The organism is Tamlana sp. I1 (genome assembly GCF_015355625.1).
GTDB lineage: Bacteria > Bacteroidota > Bacteroidia > Flavobacteriales > Flavobacteriaceae > Pseudotamlana.
Map to the genome: position 1 here is coordinate 22,833 of NZ_JACLAF010000021.1, position 18,695 is coordinate 41,527.

19 protein-coding genes are annotated in these 18,695 nt (G+C 33.6%); 17 read left to right on the plus strand and 2 right to left on the minus strand.

Annotated elements, in window-relative coordinates:
• The first annotated feature begins 13 nt into the window (after window positions 1-13).
• From H6X70_RS16085 to H6X70_RS16095, 3 genes are all read left to right on the plus strand, one after another.
• Window positions 14-1,369, plus strand: a complete 1,356-nt coding sequence (locus H6X70_RS16085; RefSeq protein ID WP_194768725.1) for a DEAD/DEAH box helicase — start codon at window positions 14-16, stop codon at window positions 1,367-1,369.
• A 112-nt stretch (window positions 1,370-1,481) separates the two neighbouring features.
• On the plus strand, window positions 1,482-1,667 hold the full coding sequence (locus H6X70_RS16090; RefSeq protein WP_194768726.1) for a hypothetical protein: 186 nt from the start codon (window positions 1,482-1,484) through the stop codon (window positions 1,665-1,667).
• A gap of 181 nt (window positions 1,668-1,848) precedes the next feature.
• On the plus strand, window positions 1,849-2,196 hold the full coding sequence (locus tag H6X70_RS16095) for a hypothetical protein (RefSeq protein WP_194768727.1): 348 nt from the start codon (window positions 1,849-1,851) through the stop codon (window positions 2,194-2,196).
• Between the two features lie 452 nt (window positions 2,197-2,648).
• Here the strand turns inward: H6X70_RS16095 and lpdA are convergent, their stop codons facing one another.
• A complete protein-coding gene (gene lpdA / locus H6X70_RS16100) occupies window positions 2,649-4,049 on the minus strand; it encodes a dihydrolipoyl dehydrogenase (protein WP_194768728.1) in 1,401 nt (466 codons plus the stop codon).
• A 306-nt stretch (window positions 4,050-4,355) separates the two neighbouring features.
• Here lpdA and H6X70_RS16105 point away from each other — a divergent pair, with 306 nt between their 5' ends.
• From H6X70_RS16105 to H6X70_RS16115, 3 genes are all read left to right on the plus strand, one after another.
• Complete coding sequence (locus tag H6X70_RS16105; protein ID WP_194768729.1) at window positions 4,356-4,565, plus strand: dodecin; 210 nt, start codon at window positions 4,356-4,358, stop codon at window positions 4,563-4,565.
• Between the two features lie 86 nt (window positions 4,566-4,651).
• Complete coding sequence (gene smpB, locus H6X70_RS16110; RefSeq protein ID WP_194768730.1) at window positions 4,652-5,110, plus strand: SsrA-binding protein SmpB; 459 nt, start codon at window positions 4,652-4,654, stop codon at window positions 5,108-5,110.
• Window positions 5,111-5,167: 57 nt separating this feature from the next.
• The gene (locus tag H6X70_RS16115; protein ID WP_194768731.1) at window positions 5,168-5,725 is read left to right on the plus strand and encodes a hypothetical protein; all 558 of its coding nucleotides are present in this window, start codon (window positions 5,168-5,170) and stop codon (window positions 5,723-5,725) included.
• A gap of 6 nt (window positions 5,726-5,731) precedes the next feature.
• Here H6X70_RS16115 and H6X70_RS16120 read toward each other — a convergent pair whose 3' ends face one another.
• Window positions 5,732-6,373 (minus strand): protein-L-isoaspartate(D-aspartate) O-methyltransferase, encoded by a 642-nt coding sequence (locus H6X70_RS16120; RefSeq protein WP_194768732.1) that lies wholly within the window; start codon window positions 6,371-6,373, stop codon window positions 5,732-5,734.
• Between the two features lie 155 nt (window positions 6,374-6,528).
• On the opposite strand from H6X70_RS16120, the gene H6X70_RS16125 reads away from it, so the two are divergent.
• From H6X70_RS16125 to H6X70_RS16175, 11 genes are all read left to right on the plus strand, one after another.
• Window positions 6,529-7,488, plus strand: a complete 960-nt coding sequence (locus H6X70_RS16125) for a Gfo/Idh/MocA family protein (protein ID WP_194768733.1) — start codon at window positions 6,529-6,531, stop codon at window positions 7,486-7,488.
• The gene (locus tag H6X70_RS16130) at window positions 7,489-8,379 is read left to right on the plus strand and encodes a 3-hydroxyacyl-CoA dehydrogenase family protein (protein ID WP_194768734.1); all 891 of its coding nucleotides are present in this window, start codon (window positions 7,489-7,491) and stop codon (window positions 8,377-8,379) included.
• A 175-nt stretch (window positions 8,380-8,554) separates the two neighbouring features.
• Window positions 8,555-9,223, plus strand: a complete 669-nt coding sequence (locus H6X70_RS16135; protein ID WP_194768735.1) for a YggS family pyridoxal phosphate-dependent enzyme — start codon at window positions 8,555-8,557, stop codon at window positions 9,221-9,223.
• Window positions 9,224-9,313: 90 nt separating this feature from the next.
• Window positions 9,314-10,678 (plus strand): exonuclease domain-containing protein, encoded by a 1,365-nt coding sequence (locus H6X70_RS16140; protein ID WP_194768736.1) that lies wholly within the window; start codon window positions 9,314-9,316, stop codon window positions 10,676-10,678.
• A gap of 21 nt (window positions 10,679-10,699) precedes the next feature.
• Entirely contained in the window at window positions 10,700-12,661 is a 1,962-nt protein-coding gene (locus tag H6X70_RS16145) for a DUF3857 domain-containing protein (protein ID WP_194768737.1), read from the plus strand.
• A gap of 21 nt (window positions 12,662-12,682) precedes the next feature.
• Window positions 12,683-13,522: an ion transporter gene (locus H6X70_RS16150; protein ID WP_194768738.1), complete on the plus strand. Its 840-nt coding sequence runs from the start codon at window positions 12,683-12,685 to the stop codon at window positions 13,520-13,522.
• 460 nt (window positions 13,523-13,982) lie between these two features.
• Window positions 13,983-14,906, plus strand: coding sequence for a tRNA (adenosine(37)-N6)-dimethylallyltransferase MiaA (miaA, locus tag H6X70_RS16155; RefSeq protein ID WP_194768743.1), 924 nt, complete (start codon window positions 13,983-13,985; stop codon window positions 14,904-14,906).
• Between the two features lie 147 nt (window positions 14,907-15,053).
• The gene (locus tag H6X70_RS16160) at window positions 15,054-15,758 is read left to right on the plus strand and encodes a DUF4178 domain-containing protein (RefSeq protein ID WP_194768739.1); all 705 of its coding nucleotides are present in this window, start codon (window positions 15,054-15,056) and stop codon (window positions 15,756-15,758) included.
• Window positions 15,759-15,764: 6 nt separating this feature from the next.
• A complete protein-coding gene (locus H6X70_RS16165; RefSeq protein WP_194768740.1) occupies window positions 15,765-16,664 on the plus strand; it encodes a DUF350 domain-containing protein in 900 nt (299 codons plus the stop codon).
• Window positions 16,664-18,220 carry a polyamine aminopropyltransferase gene (locus H6X70_RS16170; protein ID WP_194768741.1) on the plus strand — a complete coding sequence of 519 codons (1,557 nt, stop codon included), beginning with the start codon at window positions 16,664-16,666 and terminating at the stop codon, window positions 18,218-18,220. Before H6X70_RS16165 ends, H6X70_RS16170 begins: the two co-directional genes overlap by 1 nt.
• A 9-nt stretch (window positions 18,221-18,229) precedes the next feature.
• Window positions 18,230-18,526: an S-adenosylmethionine decarboxylase family protein gene (locus H6X70_RS16175; protein WP_194768742.1), complete on the plus strand. Its 297-nt coding sequence runs from the start codon at window positions 18,230-18,232 to the stop codon at window positions 18,524-18,526.
• The last annotated feature ends 169 nt before the right edge of the window (window positions 18,527-18,695 follow it).

The following is an 18,695-nucleotide window of genomic DNA, read 5'->3' on the forward strand; positions in this document are numbered from 1 at the left end:
GAAACTACATTTTATGGCAAATTTTCAAGATTTAAATTTAAACACACCTTTATATAATGCCTTAGATGATTTAGGTTTTACAACCCCTACACCTATTCAAGAGCAAGCTTTTAACGTGGTGAGCTCGGGAAAAGATGTGGTTGGTATTGCACAAACAGGAACAGGAAAAACCTTTGCATACATGCTACCTATTCTAAAAAACTTACCGTTTTCTAAGCAAGAAAATCCTAGAGTTTTGGTTTTAGTCCCTACGCGTGAATTGGTTGTACAGGTGGTTGATGAAATTGAAAAACTATCCAAATACATAAATAATCGTGTTCTTGGTGTTTACGGGGGCACAAATATTAACACGCAAAAACAAGCTATTGCACAGGGTCTTGATATTTTAGTGGCAACTCCAGGCCGTTTATACGATTTGGCTTTAAGCCGTGTGTTACAACTTAAATCCATTCAGAAATTAGTGATTGATGAAGTTGATGTCATGTTAGATTTAGGATTTAGACACCAATTAATTAATATTTTTGATATCCTTCCGGAACGCCGACAAAACATCATGTTTTCGGCAACGATGACTCAGGATGTGGATTTATTAATTAATGATTTCTTTAAAACTCCAGAACGTGTTTCTATTGCTGTTTCTGGTACACCGCTAGAAAACATACATCAAGTGCGTTATAATGTGCCTAACTTTTACACGAAGGTGAATTTGTTAGCTCATTTACTACAAGATACCGAACAGTATAACAAAGTGCTCATTTTTGTGGCTTTTAAACGTATGGCAGATCGTTTGTTTGAGCAATTGGACGAGTTTTTCAAAGAGGAATTATGCGTGATTCACTCTAACAAAACACAAAATTACCGTTTACGAAGCATCGAACAGTTTAGAGAAGGTCACAACCGTATTTTAATTGCTACCGATGTAATGGCACGCGGATTGGATATTGATAATGTTTCGCATGTTATTAATTTTGACACCCCAGAATATCCTGAAAACTATATGCACCGTATTGGTAGAACGGGACGTGCTGAACGTTTGGGTGAAGCCTTAGTTTTTTCAACTGAAAAAGAAAAGGATGCGATTGAAGGGATTGAAAGCTTAATGAAAATGCAAATTCCTGTATTGGAAATCCCTGAGGAAGTTCAAATTTCAACAGAACTTATTGAAGAAGAACGACCGCAAATAAAAGAGCGTAACAACCCTACAAAACGTAAAGACGAGGATGCCCCAGGACCTGCTTTCCATGAAAAATCGGAGAAAAACTCTAAAGAAAACTTAGGAGGTTCTTATAAGTTTAAAATTGCTGCAAAATATAAAAAGCCAAAAACTAGAGGCGATAAAAATTATAATAAGCGGAATAAAAAGAAGTAATAGAATATTTAGTAGGCAATACTAGTTATTGTAATTACAAAAAAAACAGATCCTTCAGGTTTTAAAAACACTATTGTTCGGAAGTTGTAGCACATTTTGACCCGTCCTGAATATGAAAAAAATAAAATTGACACGTGAAAGTGTTGCAATGGGAGATGACGTTGATGCTCCTCATTTTTTGGAAATTGAAATAGGCCCAACTTGGACAATCATAGAAATTCTAAAAAACATTATTAAAATTAATTATCTACCAAAAATAAGTGGAGGAAAAGCTACTTGGAGTGTTGCTATTAATTAACCAATAGCTGTTTTAACTCAAACGGATTTAAATAAGCCATTATTAATTTGTCTTCCTGATTATCCATATTACGGAACAAAAGGTTTTGTAAAATTTGACCATATTCACTTCAATTATCATTCTCAGAAAAAAGCTAGTGAAGTATTTGAAGTTTTATCAAAGTTTAAGTTAAAGTAAAAACATGATTAATTTAAAGTATGTAATAATAATTCTGTTCCCATTATTTTCTTTTGGACAAGATATATTGGATTCAAATTCAGATAAGAACAATTCCATTTCTGTTTACGTATATAGTAAATCAAAAATCCTCCTTAATGGAAATAAAACCAGTATTCCTAAACTTGACAAATATCTTCGGAACAATCGAGTAAATCAAGCCAAAATCGGAACTTTAAAACCGACTCCTCAGAAGGTATTTCCAATATTTGAGAAAGTTGTGAATTTGATGAAGAAATACAATATCAAAACGGAATGGTATAGTGACTCTGATTTTCAGAAACCATTTTTTGATGAAGAAAAAAAGAATTAATAACGTGCTACAACACAGTGTATAATTAATGGCTAGGCCGAGCTTACTTACGAATATTCCTACGAATTATTCTATTCGGTTTTTATTTGTTAACTTCCATTCTTAATAACGCCACTAATTATATACGAAACCGTTGAAAGCTCTTATGTTTTTAACCCTCCTAATTTCGATGAAATCGAAATTTTCCTCCCTTCAAAACGAAAGGAGGAGCAAGTTTTATTAATGTTTTCTAAAACAAACTAAATCTAATTAATCTATTTTAATTAAAATTTTGTGTTCCGAACACTTATGTTTTAAAAACCTGAAGGGTCTAGGAACACTGCCAGTATAAATAACTAAACATTTTTAATTACTGGTTTTACTGAATAAGTATTCAAAACTAAATATCATAAAACAAAAACGGCTACTTAAACACATGTTTAAATAGCCGTTTTTTATGAATTATTTTTATATTAAATATGTAAAGCACGATCTTCAGTAGCCGCTAAAGCCGCTTCTTTAATCGCTTCAGTAAACGTAGGGTGCGCATGAGACATACGAGAGATGTCTTCCGCTGAAGCGCGATATTCCATAGCAACAACAGCTTCAGCAATCATATCGGCAGCACGAGCTCCAATCATGTGTACGCCTAAAATTTCATCTGTTGTTTTATCTGCTAAGATTTTCACAAAACCGTCTAAATCCATACTCGCTCTACTTCTACCTAAAGCACGCATTGGAAAAGATCCTGTTTTGTAGGCCACTCCAGCTTCCTTTAATTGCTCTTCAGTCTTACCAACTGTAGCAACTTCTGGCCATGTGTAAACCACACCTGGAATTAAGTTATAATCGATGTGAGGTTTTTGTCCTGCTAAAGTTTCGGCAACAAAAACGCCTTCTTCTTCAGCTTTATGCGCTAGCATCGCTCCTTTAACAACATCACCAATAGCATAGATATTAGAAGCACTTGTTTGTAAGTGATCATTTACTTCAACACGACCTCTATCGTCTAATTTCACACCAGCAGCTTCAGCGTTAAGTCCGTCTGTATAAGGACGACGACCTACAGAAACTAAACAGTAATCTCCTTTAATTTCAACTTCTTCGCCTTTTTTATTATCTGCTTTAATCACAACCTCGTTTCCTACAGTTTCAACAGATTTTACTTTATGAGACAAGTTCATAGTAAACTTCGCCTTTTTAAGTACTTTATTAAGTTCTTTAGATAAACCAGCATCCATAGTTGGGATAATACGGTCCATATACTCAACCACAGTAACCTCGGCACCTAAACGCTTGTAAACTTGACCTAATTCTAAGCCAATAACACCACCACCAATTACAACTAAATGTTTAGGGATTTCCTTTAATTTTAAAGCTTCAGTAGAGGTAATAACACGTTCTTTATCTAATTTGATAAACGGTAAACTAGAAGGCTTACTTCCTGTTGCAATAATTGTGTTTTTAGCTTTAATTTCGGTCGTTTCTTCACCTGCAATAGTAATATGAGTGGCATCTTTAAAACTTCCCAAACCTTGATAAACATCGATGTTGTTTTTCTTCATTAAGAAATCGATACCCCCTGTAGTTTGGTCGACAACCGCTTGTTTACGAGCGATCATTTTTTCCAAATTCACTTTAATGTCACCTGGAATTTCAATACCATGCTCTTCAAAATGTTTAACAGCATCTTCGTAGTGGTGTGAAGAATCTAAAAGCGCTTTACTTGGGATACATCCCACGTTTAAACAGGTACCGCCTAGTGTTGAATATTTTTCTATAATGGCAGTTTTCATGCCTAATTGTGCGCAACGAATAGCTGCAACATATCCTCCAGGACCCGAGCCAATAACGGCTACATCGTATGAATTCATAATATTATTTTGAAATTTGCTTAAATTAATGTCAGAATCCAAAAATACGAATGTTTTAGGCTTCAACAATAAAAAAAACGGCTTTCTGTCTTGAATTTATAATTTCTAAATTAATGCCCTTATTTTTCCTAAAATCATAAAAATCGTTGTAAAAACAGCAATTTCATTAGAAAACTACCTCATGAAGTATGTGCTAAAATTTAACATTACTTCTGAAGTATCGTTAATGTAAACCAGAACTTCCTTTAGTTATCATCAACTTTTTCGTACCTTTTATAGATTAATGTTTAACTAATTTATTTTATCATGGACGATCATATTTATAAAATTATCGAAATTGTAGGCACATCGAACACCTCTAGTGATGATGCGGTTTCTAATGCTTTAGCTAAAGCATCAAAAAGTATTAAAAACTTAAGATGGTTTGAGGTTACCAATACACGAGGTAATATTAAAGACGGGAAAGTAGACCGTTGGCAAGTCACCATTAAACTTGGTTTTACGATGAAGGAATAATGCTTTTCAATAAATCTTAAAAATTTATTTCATGAAAATGAGCAATATTTCAAGCACAAAACAAAAATTGATTAGTTTTGTGGCTCATGCAGAAAAAGATAAACATACAGAATAAAAAAGCACGGTTTCAATATGAAATTTTAGACAAGTACACGGCTGGCATTGTGCTAACGGGTACCGAAATAAAATCGATTAGAAACAGTCGCGCCTCTATAGCCGAAAGTTTTTGTGAATTTAATGACAAAGGCGAACTTTTTGTTATTAATATGACTATTGAAGAATACATTTATGGTACCTACTACAACCATAAACCAAAGGCCGAGCGTAAACTTTTATTAAACAAGAAGGAACTAAAAAAACTGAATAAGGAAGTTCAAAACACCGGACTTACTATTATTCCGTTACGTATGTTTATTAACGATAATGGTTATGCCAAACTTGATATTGCGCTTGCAAAAGGTAAAAAACTGTATGATAAACGCGAAACGATTAAAGATCGTGACAATAAACGAAATCTAGATCGCGTTAAAAAAATCTATAAGTAAGGTTTCAATTTTAACCTTATTTTTGTTTATTGTGCATAAATCCCAATTCGAATCGATATGTTAAAAGGACTTACCGCATTACTTATTTTTGCTATTAGCTTTAGTTTACAAGCCCAAGACACACTTAAAGTTGAAGCCCCTGTAAAAAAGGTTGGTTTTACGGTAGATAGCACCGCGGTTTTAACTTTAAACAGCACAATAAAAACCTTATATACTGTCCTCTCAGCTAAAAAGGACACGCTACGTAACTGGAAACAATTTAAAGCTTTATTTAAAAAAGATGCCAAATTAATTCCAACAGGAAAAGATAAAATGGGCGTTTATCAAGTGAAATATTTATCGCCAGATGACTATATGAAAAAAACCAACGAATGGTTTAAGTCTAACGGCTATATTATAAAAGAAGTACACAGAAAAACAAATGTTTTTGGAAACATCGCACAAGTTTTTAGCACTTTTGAAGCTTATCATAAAAAAAGCGATAATAAGCCTTTTTTAAGAGGTATTAATAGTATTCAGTTATTATACGATGAAGAACGCTGGTGGATTATTAATGTGTTCTGGACTCAGGAATCGCATAACAATTTAATTCCTAAAGCTTATCTTCCTAATTAAAATTTACTAGTTTTTATCCTCTAATAAGGGCACAAATCTAAATTCGCCAAATTCTTCTTGTTCGAATTCTTTTGGTCCTTTTCTGGTAAACATCGTCATAACCTGTACATCATCACCAACTGGAATCACTAATCTAGCCCCAACTTTTAATTGTTTCAATAAAGGTTTTGGTACAAAAGGGGCGCCAGCGGTTACAATAATGCCATCAAAAGGCGCTTCTTCTTGAAGGCCTTTATAACCATCGCCAAAAATAAGTTTCTTAGCACGATACCCTAATTTTGGTAAAAATCGACTCGTAATTTTAAACAATTCATTTTGGCGCTCAATACTATAAACACGAGCGCCTAATTCGCATAAAACCGCGGTTTGGTAGCCACTACCCGTGCCTATTTCTAATATTTTATCGCCACGTTTTATTTGTAATAATTCCGACTGAAAAGCCACAGTGTAAGGTTGTGAAATGGTTTGATCGGCAGCTATAGGAAACGCCTTATCTTGATAAGCATGGTCTAAAAAACTAGAGTCCATAAACAAATGCCTAGGAATATTACCAATCGCCTTAAGTACCGATTCGTCTTTTATTCCTTTATCAATTAACACATTAACAAGTTGTTTTCGTAATCCTTTATGCTTTAAAGTATCTATCAAAATGGTGGTGGTTTAGCTCGATAAAATTAGGTAACATTTTTAAAACGGAACAAATAAAACACGATTTATTTTTCAATTTATTAAACCAAAAAATTAGCATGAAATACTCAACTTGATGTCTTAAATATCTTATTTTTGTTGAAAACCTAAAAATTATGCTAAAAGCTGGAGTACTAGGTGCGGGACACTTAGGGAAAATTCATTTAAGACTTCTAAATCAATCTGAAAAATTTACCCTTGTTGGTTTTTATGATGCCGATGAAGAAAATGGTAAAAAGGTTGAAGCAGAATTTGGCTATAAATTTTTCAGCACCATTGAATCTCTTATAGATGCGGTTGATGTTGTTGATATTGTAACACCAACACTTTCACATTACGATTGCGCCAAACAAGCCATTGCAAAAGGCAAACATATATTTATTGAAAAACCAATTACCAATACGGTTGAAGAAGCCGAGCATATTCGTGAACTATTAGCCGAAAACAATTTACGTGGCCAAGTGGGTCATGTCGAGCGCTTTAACCCTGCGTTTATTGCCATAAAAGATGATATTAAGTCGCCCATGTTTATTGAAACACACCGTTTGGCAGAATTTAATCCCAGAGGTACCGATGTGCCTGTGGTTTTAGATTTAATGATTCATGATATCGACATTATATTAAGTATTGTAAAATCGAAAGTAAAACACGTTTCTGCTAGTGGCGTTGCCGTTATTAGCGAAACCCCAGATATTGCAAACGCACGTTTAGAATTTGAAAATGGCTGTGTTGCCAACTTAACAGCGAGTCGTATTTCACTTAAAAAAATGCGTAAAGCACGTTTCTTTCAAAAGGACGCTTACATTTCAGTTGATTTTTTAACTAAAAAATGTGAGGTTGTAAAAATGAAAGATGCTCCAGAAAACCCTGGCGATTTCGATATGATACTTCAAAATGCAGAAGGCGTTAAAAAGCAAATTTATTTTGATAATCCGGAGGTGCCAGACAACAATTCTATTTTAGATGAATTGGAAACTTTTGCCGATGCTGTAAACAACAACCAAACACCTATCGTTTCTTTACACGACGGTACCGAAGCATTACGTGTAGCCACTCAAATTATAAATTGTTTCTAGATGAAAAACGTTGCAGTTATAGGCGCAGGAACTATGGGCAACGGCATCGCTCATACTTTTGCGCAAAGCGGATTTAATGTTCAGTTGATTGATGTTAGCGAGCATGCTTTAAAAAAAGGCATCCAAACCATTGCAACAAATCTAGATCGCATGGTGGCTAAAGAAAAAATTACTGAAGCTGATAAAACAACCACTTTAAACCATATTGAATCGTTTACCGATTTAAAAAAAGGCGTTGCCAAAGCCGATTTAATTGTTGAAGCGGCTACTGAAAATTTAGAACTCAAACTCAAAATTTTCAAAGAAATCGACCAATTTAGTTTGGAAAGCGCCATTTTAGCAACCAACACCTCATCCATTTCTATTACCCAAATTGCGGCGGTTACTGCAAAACCCGAACGTGTTATTGGCATGCATTTTATGAATCCCGTGCCCATCATGAAATTGGTAGAAATTATCCGTGGTTACAACACAAGTGATGACGTTACCAAAACCATCATGGCGCTTTCTAAAACCTTAGGAAAAGAACCTGTTGAAGTGAACGATTATCCGGGGTTTGTTGCCAACCGTATTTTAATGCCCATGCTAAACGAATCCATTGAAACCTTATACAACGGCGTTGCTGGCGTACATGAAATCGATACAGTAATGAAACTCGGCATGGCACACCCGATGGGACCTTTGCAATTAGCCGATTTTATAGGTTTAGACGTTTGTTTATCTATTTTAAATGTGATGTATGACGGCTTTAAAAACCCGAAATACGCTCCCTGCCCCCTATTAGTAAATATGGTTCGTGCGGGAAAATTAGGCGTTAAGTCTGGCGAAGGCTTTTACGATTACTCGGAAAACAAAAAAGCGGAGAAAATTTCAAAACAGTTTTTGAAATGATCTGAACCACATTATAAAAAATAACACATTTTAAGTTGTTTGTCATTTCGAAGAAAAGCAGAACGAAAGGCGAGAAATCTCGCCAGATAGAGATTCTTCCTCATGCTTCGTATAAATGACAGCATTACCATAAAGACTTGTCGGTTTTTTATCTTCAAGAAAAACATTAATTATTATGAGCATTTCAGAAAACCTGAAAAACATAAAATCCATCTTACCAAATCATGTTACACTTGTAGCGGTTTCTAAAACCAAACCTGTAAGCGATATAATGGAAGCTTACAACGCTGGGCAGCGCATTTTCGGTGAAAATAAAATCCAAGAAATGGCCGAAAAACACGAGCTTATGCCAAAAGAAATCCAATGGCATATGATTGGGCACGTGCAGCGCAATAAGGTGAAATATATGGCCGAATTTGTGTCCTTAATTCACGGGGTTGACAATTTTAAACTCCTTCAAGAAATTAACAAGCAAGCCAAAAAACACGATAGAATAATTGATTGTTTGCTTCAGATAAAAATAGCTTCAGAAGATTCTAAATTTGGAATGACACAAAGTGAAGCAGAAGCCATTTTACAATCGGAAGACTTTTCAGAATTAAAAAACATACGTGTAACTGGCGTTATGGGCATGGCCACTTTTACGGAAGATGAAAACCAAGTAAAAGCTGAATTCAGCACCTTAAAATCGGTGTTTGAATCTCTAAAAAACATAGAAAACGAAAATTGTAAACTGCAAACCATTTCCATGGGGATGAGTGGCGATTATCAATTGGCTATCGATTCTGGTAGCACCATGGTTCGTGTTGGAAGTAGTATATTTGGAGAAAGGAATTATAATTGATTATTTATTATTGATAATTAAGCTTACAGCCTAAAGCATGCAGCACATTCAACTTTTAACTTCCAACTTTTAACTTTTAACTTTTATTTTTTGTACGCAATATTAGACATAGAAACAACGGGAGGTAAATTTAATGAAGAAGGCATTACCGAAATAGCCATCTATAAATACGACGGTCATGAAGTGGTCGATCAATTTATAAGCTTGATTAATCCTGAACGTGAAATTCAACCCTTTGTGGTGAATCTTACGGGAATAAACAGTAACATGCTACGCAATGCACCTAAATTTTACGAAGTTGCCAAACGTATTGTAGAAATTACAGAGGATTGTATTCTAGTAGCTCACAATGCCCAATTCGATTACCGCATTTTGTGTACCGAATTTAGACGCTTAGGTTATGAGTACGAACGAAAAAGTTTATGCACGGTAGAACTTGCCAAAGATTTAATTCCAGGCCAAGCCTCTTACAGTTTAGGTAAATTAGTGCGAGCACTTGGTATTCCGGTTACCGACCGCCATCGCGCTTCGGGTGATGCTTTAGCGACTGTAAAGTTATTCCAATTATTATTAGATAAAGATAGCAGCAAAAGCATTATTAAAAAGGCTGTACGACTTAGTCCGAAACTTAAACTAAACCAAAAACACATCGATATTATTGCCGAAATGCCTTCGGTTACAGGCGTATACTACATGCATAAACAAGATGGCGAAATAATATATATTGGTAAAAGCAGTAATATAAAAAAACGCATTAATCAGCATTTTACGGGAACCAATTCAAAATCTAAAAAAATTCAAGCTAAAGTTACTTCTGTAACTTACGAGGCTACGGGCAGCGAATTGGTGGCTTTGTTAAAAGAAAGTGAAGAAGTTAAACGCCTAAAACCTATTTTTAATAGAGCTTTACGTCGTACCATATTCACACATGCCTTATACACTTCTATTGATGAAAATGGTTATATCAATTTAAAAATTGAAAAAGCCGACGGCCGTAAAAAAGCCATTACCACATTTAGCAATCTAGAAAGTGGTAAGAGTTTTATGGTTCGTGCGGTTGAAGAATTTCAGCTCTGCCAGAAACTCACCGGTATATATAAAACCAAATCAAGTTGTTTTAATTACGACTTAAAAACCTGCCACGGGGCCTGTATTCAAAAGGAATCAGCAGCATTATATAACGAACGTGTTCAAGCCTTAATCGCGAAATATAGCTACACCAATAAAAATATGGTAATTGTAGATCGTGGGCGCCAAATAGACGAGCGCAGTGCCATCCTTATTGAAAACGGCGTATTTAAAGGCATCGGATACTTCAATTTGAATTACCAAATAAACAACCTCGAGGTTTTAGAATCCATCATCACCCCCATGCAGAATAATCGTGATACGCAGCACATCATTCAAAGTTATCTGCGTAAAAACAAACGATTAAAAATTATTGTTTTTGATTAAAAGCCAACTACTAACCAAACCATGATTAAAAAACTATTCATTCTTTTTTTATTAACAAGCTTACAAACCTATTCTCAAGAACCTTACAATTCCGAATCTTTTAAAGTTACTTTAGATGATCTTAAAGCCAGTACGTTTCTTAAAGACTCTACTGCCAATGCGCTTGTTATTTACGAATACGGAAACAGCTATGTAGACAAATTAGACTATAAACTGAAAACCGAAAAAAAATTTAAGATTAAAATTTTAAATCAAGAGGGTTTTAGTAATGCTAATGTCCTCATCCATTTATATAACAAAAATAATCGTGCAGAAGAAGTAGACAACATCTTAGCAACTACCTATAACCAAGTAAATGGAAAAGTAGAGACTACTAAATTAAAAGAAGAACATATTTATAGAGAAGAATATGATAAAAACCATACACTAGTCAAATTTACACTGCCTAATATTAAAGCGGGTTCTGTAATTACTTATGGTTACACGATTACTTCGCCGTATATGTTTAAATACCACGGTTGGGACTTTCAAAGCGAGATTCCAAAATTATATAGCGAATACAACACAAGCATTCCTGCATATTGGAAATACCATATAAAACTTGTAGGTGGCAAAAATCTAGCAGTAAACGATGCCGATTTAAAAAGAAATTGCTTAGAAGTAGGTCGTGGTGGTTATGCCGACTGTGCCATAGGCAAATATGTTATGAAAGACGTTCCTGCCTTTATAGAAGAAGATTACACAACAACAAAACAAAACTACTTAGCACGTTTAGAATACGAGTTAGAAACATTTCAAGATGCAGAAGGCGTTAAAACACATTATACCAAAACTTGGGAAGATGTCGATAAAGAATTAAGAACAGATAAAGACATTGGCCGACAATTAAGAAAATCTGTAGATTTAGAGGATTTTTTATCTAACGAAACTATAACCGAAACAGATGCTTTAAAAAAAACCAAAGCCATTTATAATTATGTACAATCCAATTATACATGGAATGAAGAATATAATATTTTCAACGAAGTAGCCATAAAAGAACTTATTGAAAACAAATCAGGCAATGTATCTTCCATAAATATTCTACTTCATAACTTACTAAAGGAAGCAGGGATTGATGTTTATCCCGTATTGCTTTCAACAAGAAACAACGGATTTCCAACCTATTTGTACCCTGTCCTTTCAGAGTATAATTATTTAATCGTTCAGGCCACCATAAACGACCAAAACTATTTGCTAGATGCAACAGATCCATATCTAAATTTTGGACAATTGCCCTTTAGATGTTTAAATACTCAAGGACGCTTATTCGATTTTAAAAATGAAAGTAAATGGATAGACCTTACCCCTAATACAGCAACTAGTTCCTATTATATTTTAGAATTAAATTTCGATGAAAGTAACAACCTCAGTGGTAAAATTAATTCTAAAAAAACAGGATATCACGCCTTAAATTCTAAAAAAGACTATTTTAAAAATAAAGATGCCTACCTAAAAGCATTAGAAAACAGCATGGTAGAATGTGAAATTTCAGATTTTCAAACTCATACAGAAAACATCAACCATCCAGATTTCCAAGAATCCTATTATGTGAACCAGGAAATTGAAAACGTAGGAAACAAAATCTATTTAAACCCTCTTTTAATTCATTTTTTTAAAGAAAACCCTTTTAAGCTTCAAGAGAGAACCTACCCTATCGATTTTGGTTATAAAGACACTTACTTATACAACGTTACTCTTAAAGTAGCAGACAGCTACAGTATTACTGAAGTCCCTAAAACCGTAGCTTTACAGCTTCCAAACAGTACAGGAAACATCATTTTTTCTGCCAAAAAATATAATAACATTATAAACATGACACTTAAAATCAGCTTTAAAGAAGCGGTTTATCATCCCAATTTTTATCCCTATTTAAAAGAATTTATGGATAAAATTATCGATATTCAAAACAATTCAATCATCATACTCTCAAAAAACACCTAATCATTTCTTATTTTTGATGTTATGACGACGCCTAAAAAAAACTGGAAAAACAAGCTTTTTGTTATTATCTACGGTACAAATACGCCTGCAGGAAAACTGTTTGATGTCATTTTACTCTATACCATAATCGCTAGTATTTTGCTAGTTATGTTAGAGAGCGTAAAAAGCATCGACGAGCATTATCATACCTTTTTAAATATATCGGAGTGGATTATCACCATTCTCTTTACCGTCGAGTACATCCTTCGTGTAGCGACAGCCAAAAGGCCTTGGCAATATATTTTTAGTTTTTACGGACTCATCGATTTACTGTCTACCATTCCAAAATACATCTCGTTATTCTTGGGAGGAATTCATGCCCTAGCGGCTTTACGTGCCCTAAGATTACTTCGAATTTTCAGAATTTTAAAACTCGGCAGGTATTTAGGAGCTTCTAATAACCTATTAAATGCCTTAAAAGCCAGTCGTGCAAAAATCTCAGTCTTCTTGTTTGCCGTACTCATAATTGCCGTTATTCTAGGCACTATTATGTACATGGTTGAAGGCGAAGAAAATGGTTTTTCTAACATTCCTAAAAGTGTGTATTGGTGTATCGTAACCCTTACCACAGTAGGTTTTGGCGATATTGCACCGCAAACCCCACTAGGGCAATTTATAGCGGCCATGATTATGATTTTAGGTTATGGCATTATAGCTGTTCCAACAGGTATCGTATCTGTAGAATACAGTAACCAAGCATCGGGCTCCAAAAAAAGCGACGAAAAGACGCCAGAAATCCCTCAAAAAATTTGTCCAAACTGTTTGGCTGAAAACCATCTAGAAAGTGCAAAATTCTGCTATCAATGTAGCGAGAAACTTTAGTGTCCTTAGTGCGTTACCCCGCTCTGGCGGGGTCAGGCTTTCCGCTGCAATCTTTTTAAAAAAATATTTTAACATCATTATTTTCCACACCCAAGCCTCATTTTTTTTTGCATTTATAATTCATCTAACCAAGTTTAAAAAGGATTTCCACTTCAATCCTTAACGCGGGCCATCTGCCATGTTTAGGGCTTTCTTAAAATTAGTTTTAGTTTGTAAGATTCAGTACAATTAACTTACAAGGTTTCAATAAACCCCAGACAACATATTCTGTAATCAGCTTTAGTACTAAAATTAAATTTCTAGACATCAATTTAAATCAAAAATAGAAGTTCCCCAGTCACACTAGCCTGTCGAAGTCCTTTTTAAGTAAATTTTCATACCCTACATCACAAATTATCTCGAAACCTTTGTGCAATCCCTTTTTCAATATAACTTTACAAAATATTTAAACGCAAACGTCATCAATTCAAAAGCCAAATATTTAATTGCAGTTGTTGGACCTACGGCCATAGGAAAAACGGCGTTAAGCATTAAGCTCGCGCAACATTTTCAAACCGAAATCATTTCGGCCGATTCACGTCAGTTTTTCAAAGAAATGAGTATCGGAACCGCGGCTCCTACCCCAGACGAACTTGCCGCAGCACCGCATCATTTTATTCAACATAAATCCATTCAAGAAAACTACAATGTTGGTGCTTTCGAAAAAGAGGCTTTAGGTTGTCTAGATGATTTATTTCAAAAACACGATGTCGTGATTATGGTTGGAGGTTCAGGCTTATATGTCGATGCCGTTACTAAAGGCTTGGATTATTTTCCCGAAGTCGACCCCAGTATCCGAGAAAACCTCAATAAAACACTTGAAAAAGAAGGCTTAGAAGTTTTACAAAACAAACTCAAGGACTTAGATTTAAAAAGCTACAATACCATCGCGATTGACAATCCGCACCGTGTGATTAGAGCCTTAGAAATTTGTATTGGAACCAGTAAACCATATGCATCATTTTTAAATAAAGACAAAGAAAAAAGACACTTCAAAACCATAACTGTTGGCTTAACTGCCGATCGTGAGATTATCTACGACCGTATCAATAAACGTGTGGATATTATGATGGAACAAGGCTTACTAGAAGAAGTGAAAAGTTTGCAAGAACACCAAAACTTAAACGCTCTAAACACGGTAGGTTACAAGGAAGTATTCAATTATCTAAATGGAGAATGGACTTTAGATTTTGCAGTTTCAGAAATCAAAAAAAATTCACGCCGTTTTGCAAAACGCCAATTGACTTGGTTTAAACGAAATGAAGAAACTTTGTGGTTTGATTATTTGGATGATACCAATGTTGTTATCAACAACATAATTAAAAAGATGAATGACTTACAATAATATATTCTTCAAAAGAAATTATAATGAAATCTAACATTTATTTGATTGTTACAATAAATTATATAATCTTGTATTTCATTTCTTTCTTCTTAAAGAATAAACATGCCAACATAAAAAACTATACATTACCAAACCAATTAAATTACCATGCCAATCAAATTGAAAAAAGGATTTTCTTTTTTTTATAAAAATGAATTGTGGAAAGTAACCGACATTTATAAAATTAAATGGAATGATGGTTCTGTTAGCAATGAGTACAAAATTAAGAATAAGAAAGGCCTCATTAGATATTTAGAAATTGAGCTTTCAAAAAACAAAGCCAATTATTCTTTTTGGGAAAAAATCACAGATAAAAGCGTACTATCTTCTAGTCTAAACAACGTAGATGATGATTATATCGCTTTTGAGAAAGCAAAATTTCCAAAGCAAATAAAATATAAAGGTGTAAATTATTCTTTTAAAGAAAGAAATGATGGCATTTGTCAATATGCTTATGAAAAGGAAACCATTAATTCCATAGATTATTCTAATCAAGATGGTTCAAAATTACTTTCTATTGAAATATGGGACGATGAAGTTGAAATATCAACAGGAATCATAATTGAAGAATCCCAAATCTCTCGTATAGAAAAAGGATCTCCAAATTTTGATTCTTCTGCTATCATTGATAGTTTAGGTAAATATATTGGTGCCATTATAATTGTAGGCTTTATATTAATTAGCAGTCTATTAAGTAGATGTTCCAATGGTAACTCATGGAGTGATAACTCATCTAATTATAACGATTCTACAAAAGTTAACCGTTCAAACAATTTTTATAGAGGCAGAAGCTCGGGAGGGTTTGGTAAATAATTTTTTATGGAAGAAAACACATTAATCTGGATTGGAAACACCTTTTTTTACATTTTTTTATTTTTTATTTTATTTTTCATTTCGAAACAATTATTCTTAAATAGGTTTAAAAAAATCGATGTTAATAATGAACTAACCACAAAAGACAATGTTGCTTTTTCAATTTTAACTACAGGTTATTACGCAGGTATTCTTATTATTTTTTTGGGTGTAATTCAGGGTGATTCATACGGATACCTTATAGATACTTTTCTAGTCATTATTTATGGTATTATTGGAAATCTTTTGCTTTTGGTATCCTCTGTAATTAACGAAAAAATTGTTTTTACAAAGAAGTTTAGTTTATTTAAAGAAATTGTCCGTGATGAAAACAGAGGTGCGGGAGCTATAGAGTTTGCTAACTTTATAGGTTCTTCTTTAATAATTTATGGAGCTATAACAGGAAAGAGTACCAATTTTTTCCCTGAACTAAGCAACATTGGTTTATTCATATCTGGATTGATAAGTTTAATTGTATTTTGGAGCATTGGCCAATTTATTTTACTTGTTTTTTTTAAAATATACCCTTCCTTTTCTAAATACGAAATTTTTAAACAGATTGAAAAAGATAATAATGCAGTAGGCGTGGTATATGCCAGTATTTTTATTTCAATTGCTTTTTTATATGCCCAAGCTATCAAAGGTGATATCATCTCCTGGCTTTTAACGATTGAAAATATCGTATACTATTTAGGTCTCGGATTTATTCTTCTCCCAATTTCTAGATGGGTTGTTGATAAAATTATATTGCCAAAAAGTGATTTAACACATGAAATTGTTCATCAAGAAATCCCTAACCAAGGGGCGGCATTCATTGAAGCCTTCGCCTATATAGGAAGTGCTGTTTTAATTAGTTTTTGTATCTAATGCATTCGTCCGTCATAAAACAGAAAATTTTATTTTTAGCACTTTTTGCCACAGGTCTTTCTGGTATTGTAGCCGAATATTCGTTTGCTACTTTATCTACATATTTTGTTGGAGACTCTGTAAAGCAATGGTCTATCGTCATTTCATTGATGTTATTTAGTATGGGCCTAGGAAGTAGAATTACAAAATCTTTTGATGGGAATATTTTCAAATTATTCATCATTACTGAATTCATTTTATCCTTTATTGTATCTTTTTCAGCTGTAACTACCTACTATTTAGCGTCTCAAATTGACTATATTGGTATTTACATCTATAGCATGGCTATCGTAACAGGCACCCTTATTGGTATGGAGCTTCCTTTAGCGATGCGTCTAAATGATGAATTCCAATCACTTAAACTAAATGTAGCAAACATCCTTGAGAAAGACTATTATGGAAGTCTAATTGGAGGTTTGTTTTTTGTCTTTATAGGGCTCCCGTATTTAGGATTAACATACACCCCTTTTATTCTTGGTTTCATTAATTTGTCTGTCGCCATAGTGCTACTTATTTTCTTCAAGAATAAATTAAATTCAAGAGAACAAATATACTTTTACTTTTTCATGACCGTTTTGTCTCTTTCCTTAATTTTAGGTTGTTTGTTTTCTCAAAAAGTTATTTTACACGGAGAACAAACAAAATATAAAGACAAAATCATTTTTCAAGAACAATCCATATACCAAAAAATAATTGTTACTAAATGGAAAGATAACTACTGGCTTTACTTGAATGACAACCTTCAATTTTCAACCTTTGATGAACCATTATACCATGAAGTTCTTGTTCATCCAGTTATGCAAATATTGCAGAAACCGAGAAATATTCTAATACTTGGTGGTGGTGATGGTTGTGCTGCTAGAGAATTATTAAAATACAATAATGTTCAGAAAATCACCTTGGTTGACTTAGACAAGAAACTCACAGACTTATTTATTCAAGAAGAGGAACTAACTGAAATAAACAAACAGTCTTTAACTAATCCTAAGGTAAACATTATTAATAAGGACGGGTTTACCTTTATAAGTGATACCGATAAATTTTACGACCTAATTATTATTGATTTACCCGACCCTAGAAACATAGAACTCTCACGATTATACTCGAAAGAATTTTATGAATTATGTCGTATAAGATTAACTCAAAATGGAGGATTAATCACACAAGCAGGCAGCCCTTATTATACGCCTAATGCGTTTGAATGCATAAACAAAACACTAAAAAGTGCAGGATTCAGTTCTTTAAAACTGCATAACCAAGTACTTTCAATGGGTGAATGGGGCTGGGTTTTAGGTACTAAAAAAAATCTATCACATAGTGAAATGACCAAGCTGTTATCTAAATTTAACGAAGATAAAATTGAGACTAAATGGCTAAATAATGAAAGTATGGAGTTAATCACCAAGTTTGGCAAAGATTTTTATAACAAAAATCAGACGGACTCCATAATGATAAACCAAATTAGTAATCCAGTACTTTACCATTATTATAATGAAGGAAACTGGGATACCTATTAAACAATAATTATGGAGGTAAATTATATTGAAACCAAACCAAACATGTTTCATTTCGAGGAATGGACACCAATAACTAATCCCCTTATTTTAAAAGAGAGTTTTGAGCATAAACTTAAACTTTCAGGATTTAATATTGTTAACTTTACCGAACATCATTTTCCTAAAAAAGGTTATACCTGCATATGGCTTCTAGCAGAAAGTCATCTGGCCATTCATACATTCCCAGAATGCAATAAAAGTTATGTGCAATTAAGCAGTTGTAATCTCGAAAAAAGAAATGAGTTTGAACGTTTGCTTTCAATTTAAATAGGCGCATTCAGAATTTAGCTTAATTACATAATAATCAAATATAAAAACCAAAAATTGATTAAATATCAGTCTTGGTTTTTTGTTTTTTTATTAAAATCTTGATGCATTAGAGTTTTTAGGTGCTAATTGAACATAGGTATCCCTGTGAAGTCTTTAAAACAACTAA

Bases quoted from the DNA above. Each gene is read 5' to 3' on its own strand.
- H6X70_RS16165 (WP_194768740.1), top strand. From the start codon at position 15,765: ATGGAAGAAAACACATTAATCTGGATTGGAAACACCTTTTTTTACATT.
- H6X70_RS16090 (WP_194768726.1), top strand. From the start codon at position 1,482: ATGAAAAAAATAAAATTGACACGTGAAAGTGTTGCAATGGGAGATGAC.
- H6X70_RS16125 (WP_194768733.1), top strand. From the start codon at position 6,529: ATGCTAAAAGCTGGAGTACTAGGTGCGGGACACTTAGGGAAAATTCAT.
- H6X70_RS16095 (WP_194768727.1), top strand. From the start codon at position 1,849: ATGATTAATTTAAAGTATGTAATAATAATTCTGTTCCCATTATTTTCT.
- smpB (WP_194768730.1), top strand. From the start codon at position 4,652: ATGCAGAAAAAGATAAACATACAGAATAAAAAAGCACGGTTTCAATAT.
- H6X70_RS16170 (WP_194768741.1), top strand. From the start codon at position 16,664: ATGCATTCGTCCGTCATAAAACAGAAAATTTTATTTTTAGCACTTTTT.
- H6X70_RS16115 (WP_194768731.1), top strand. From the start codon at position 5,168: ATGTTAAAAGGACTTACCGCATTACTTATTTTTGCTATTAGCTTTAGT.
- H6X70_RS16130 (WP_194768734.1), top strand. From the start codon at position 7,489: ATGAAAAACGTTGCAGTTATAGGCGCAGGAACTATGGGCAACGGCATC.
- H6X70_RS16160 (WP_194768739.1), top strand. From the start codon at position 15,054: ATGCCAATCAAATTGAAAAAAGGATTTTCTTTTTTTTATAAAAATGAA.
- lpdA (WP_194768728.1), bottom strand. From the start codon at position 4,049: ATGAATTCATACGATGTAGCCGTTATTGGCTCGGGTCCTGGAGGATAT.
- H6X70_RS16135 (WP_194768735.1), top strand. From the start codon at position 8,555: ATGAGCATTTCAGAAAACCTGAAAAACATAAAATCCATCTTACCAAAT.
- H6X70_RS16145 (WP_194768737.1), top strand. From the start codon at position 10,700: ATGATTAAAAAACTATTCATTCTTTTTTTATTAACAAGCTTACAAACC.
- H6X70_RS16175 (WP_194768742.1), top strand. From the start codon at position 18,230: ATGGAGGTAAATTATATTGAAACCAAACCAAACATGTTTCATTTCGAG.
- H6X70_RS16085 (WP_194768725.1), top strand. From the start codon at position 14: ATGGCAAATTTTCAAGATTTAAATTTAAACACACCTTTATATAATGCC.
- H6X70_RS16105 (WP_194768729.1), top strand. From the start codon at position 4,356: ATGGACGATCATATTTATAAAATTATCGAAATTGTAGGCACATCGAAC.
- H6X70_RS16150 (WP_194768738.1), top strand. From the start codon at position 12,683: ATGACGACGCCTAAAAAAAACTGGAAAAACAAGCTTTTTGTTATTATC.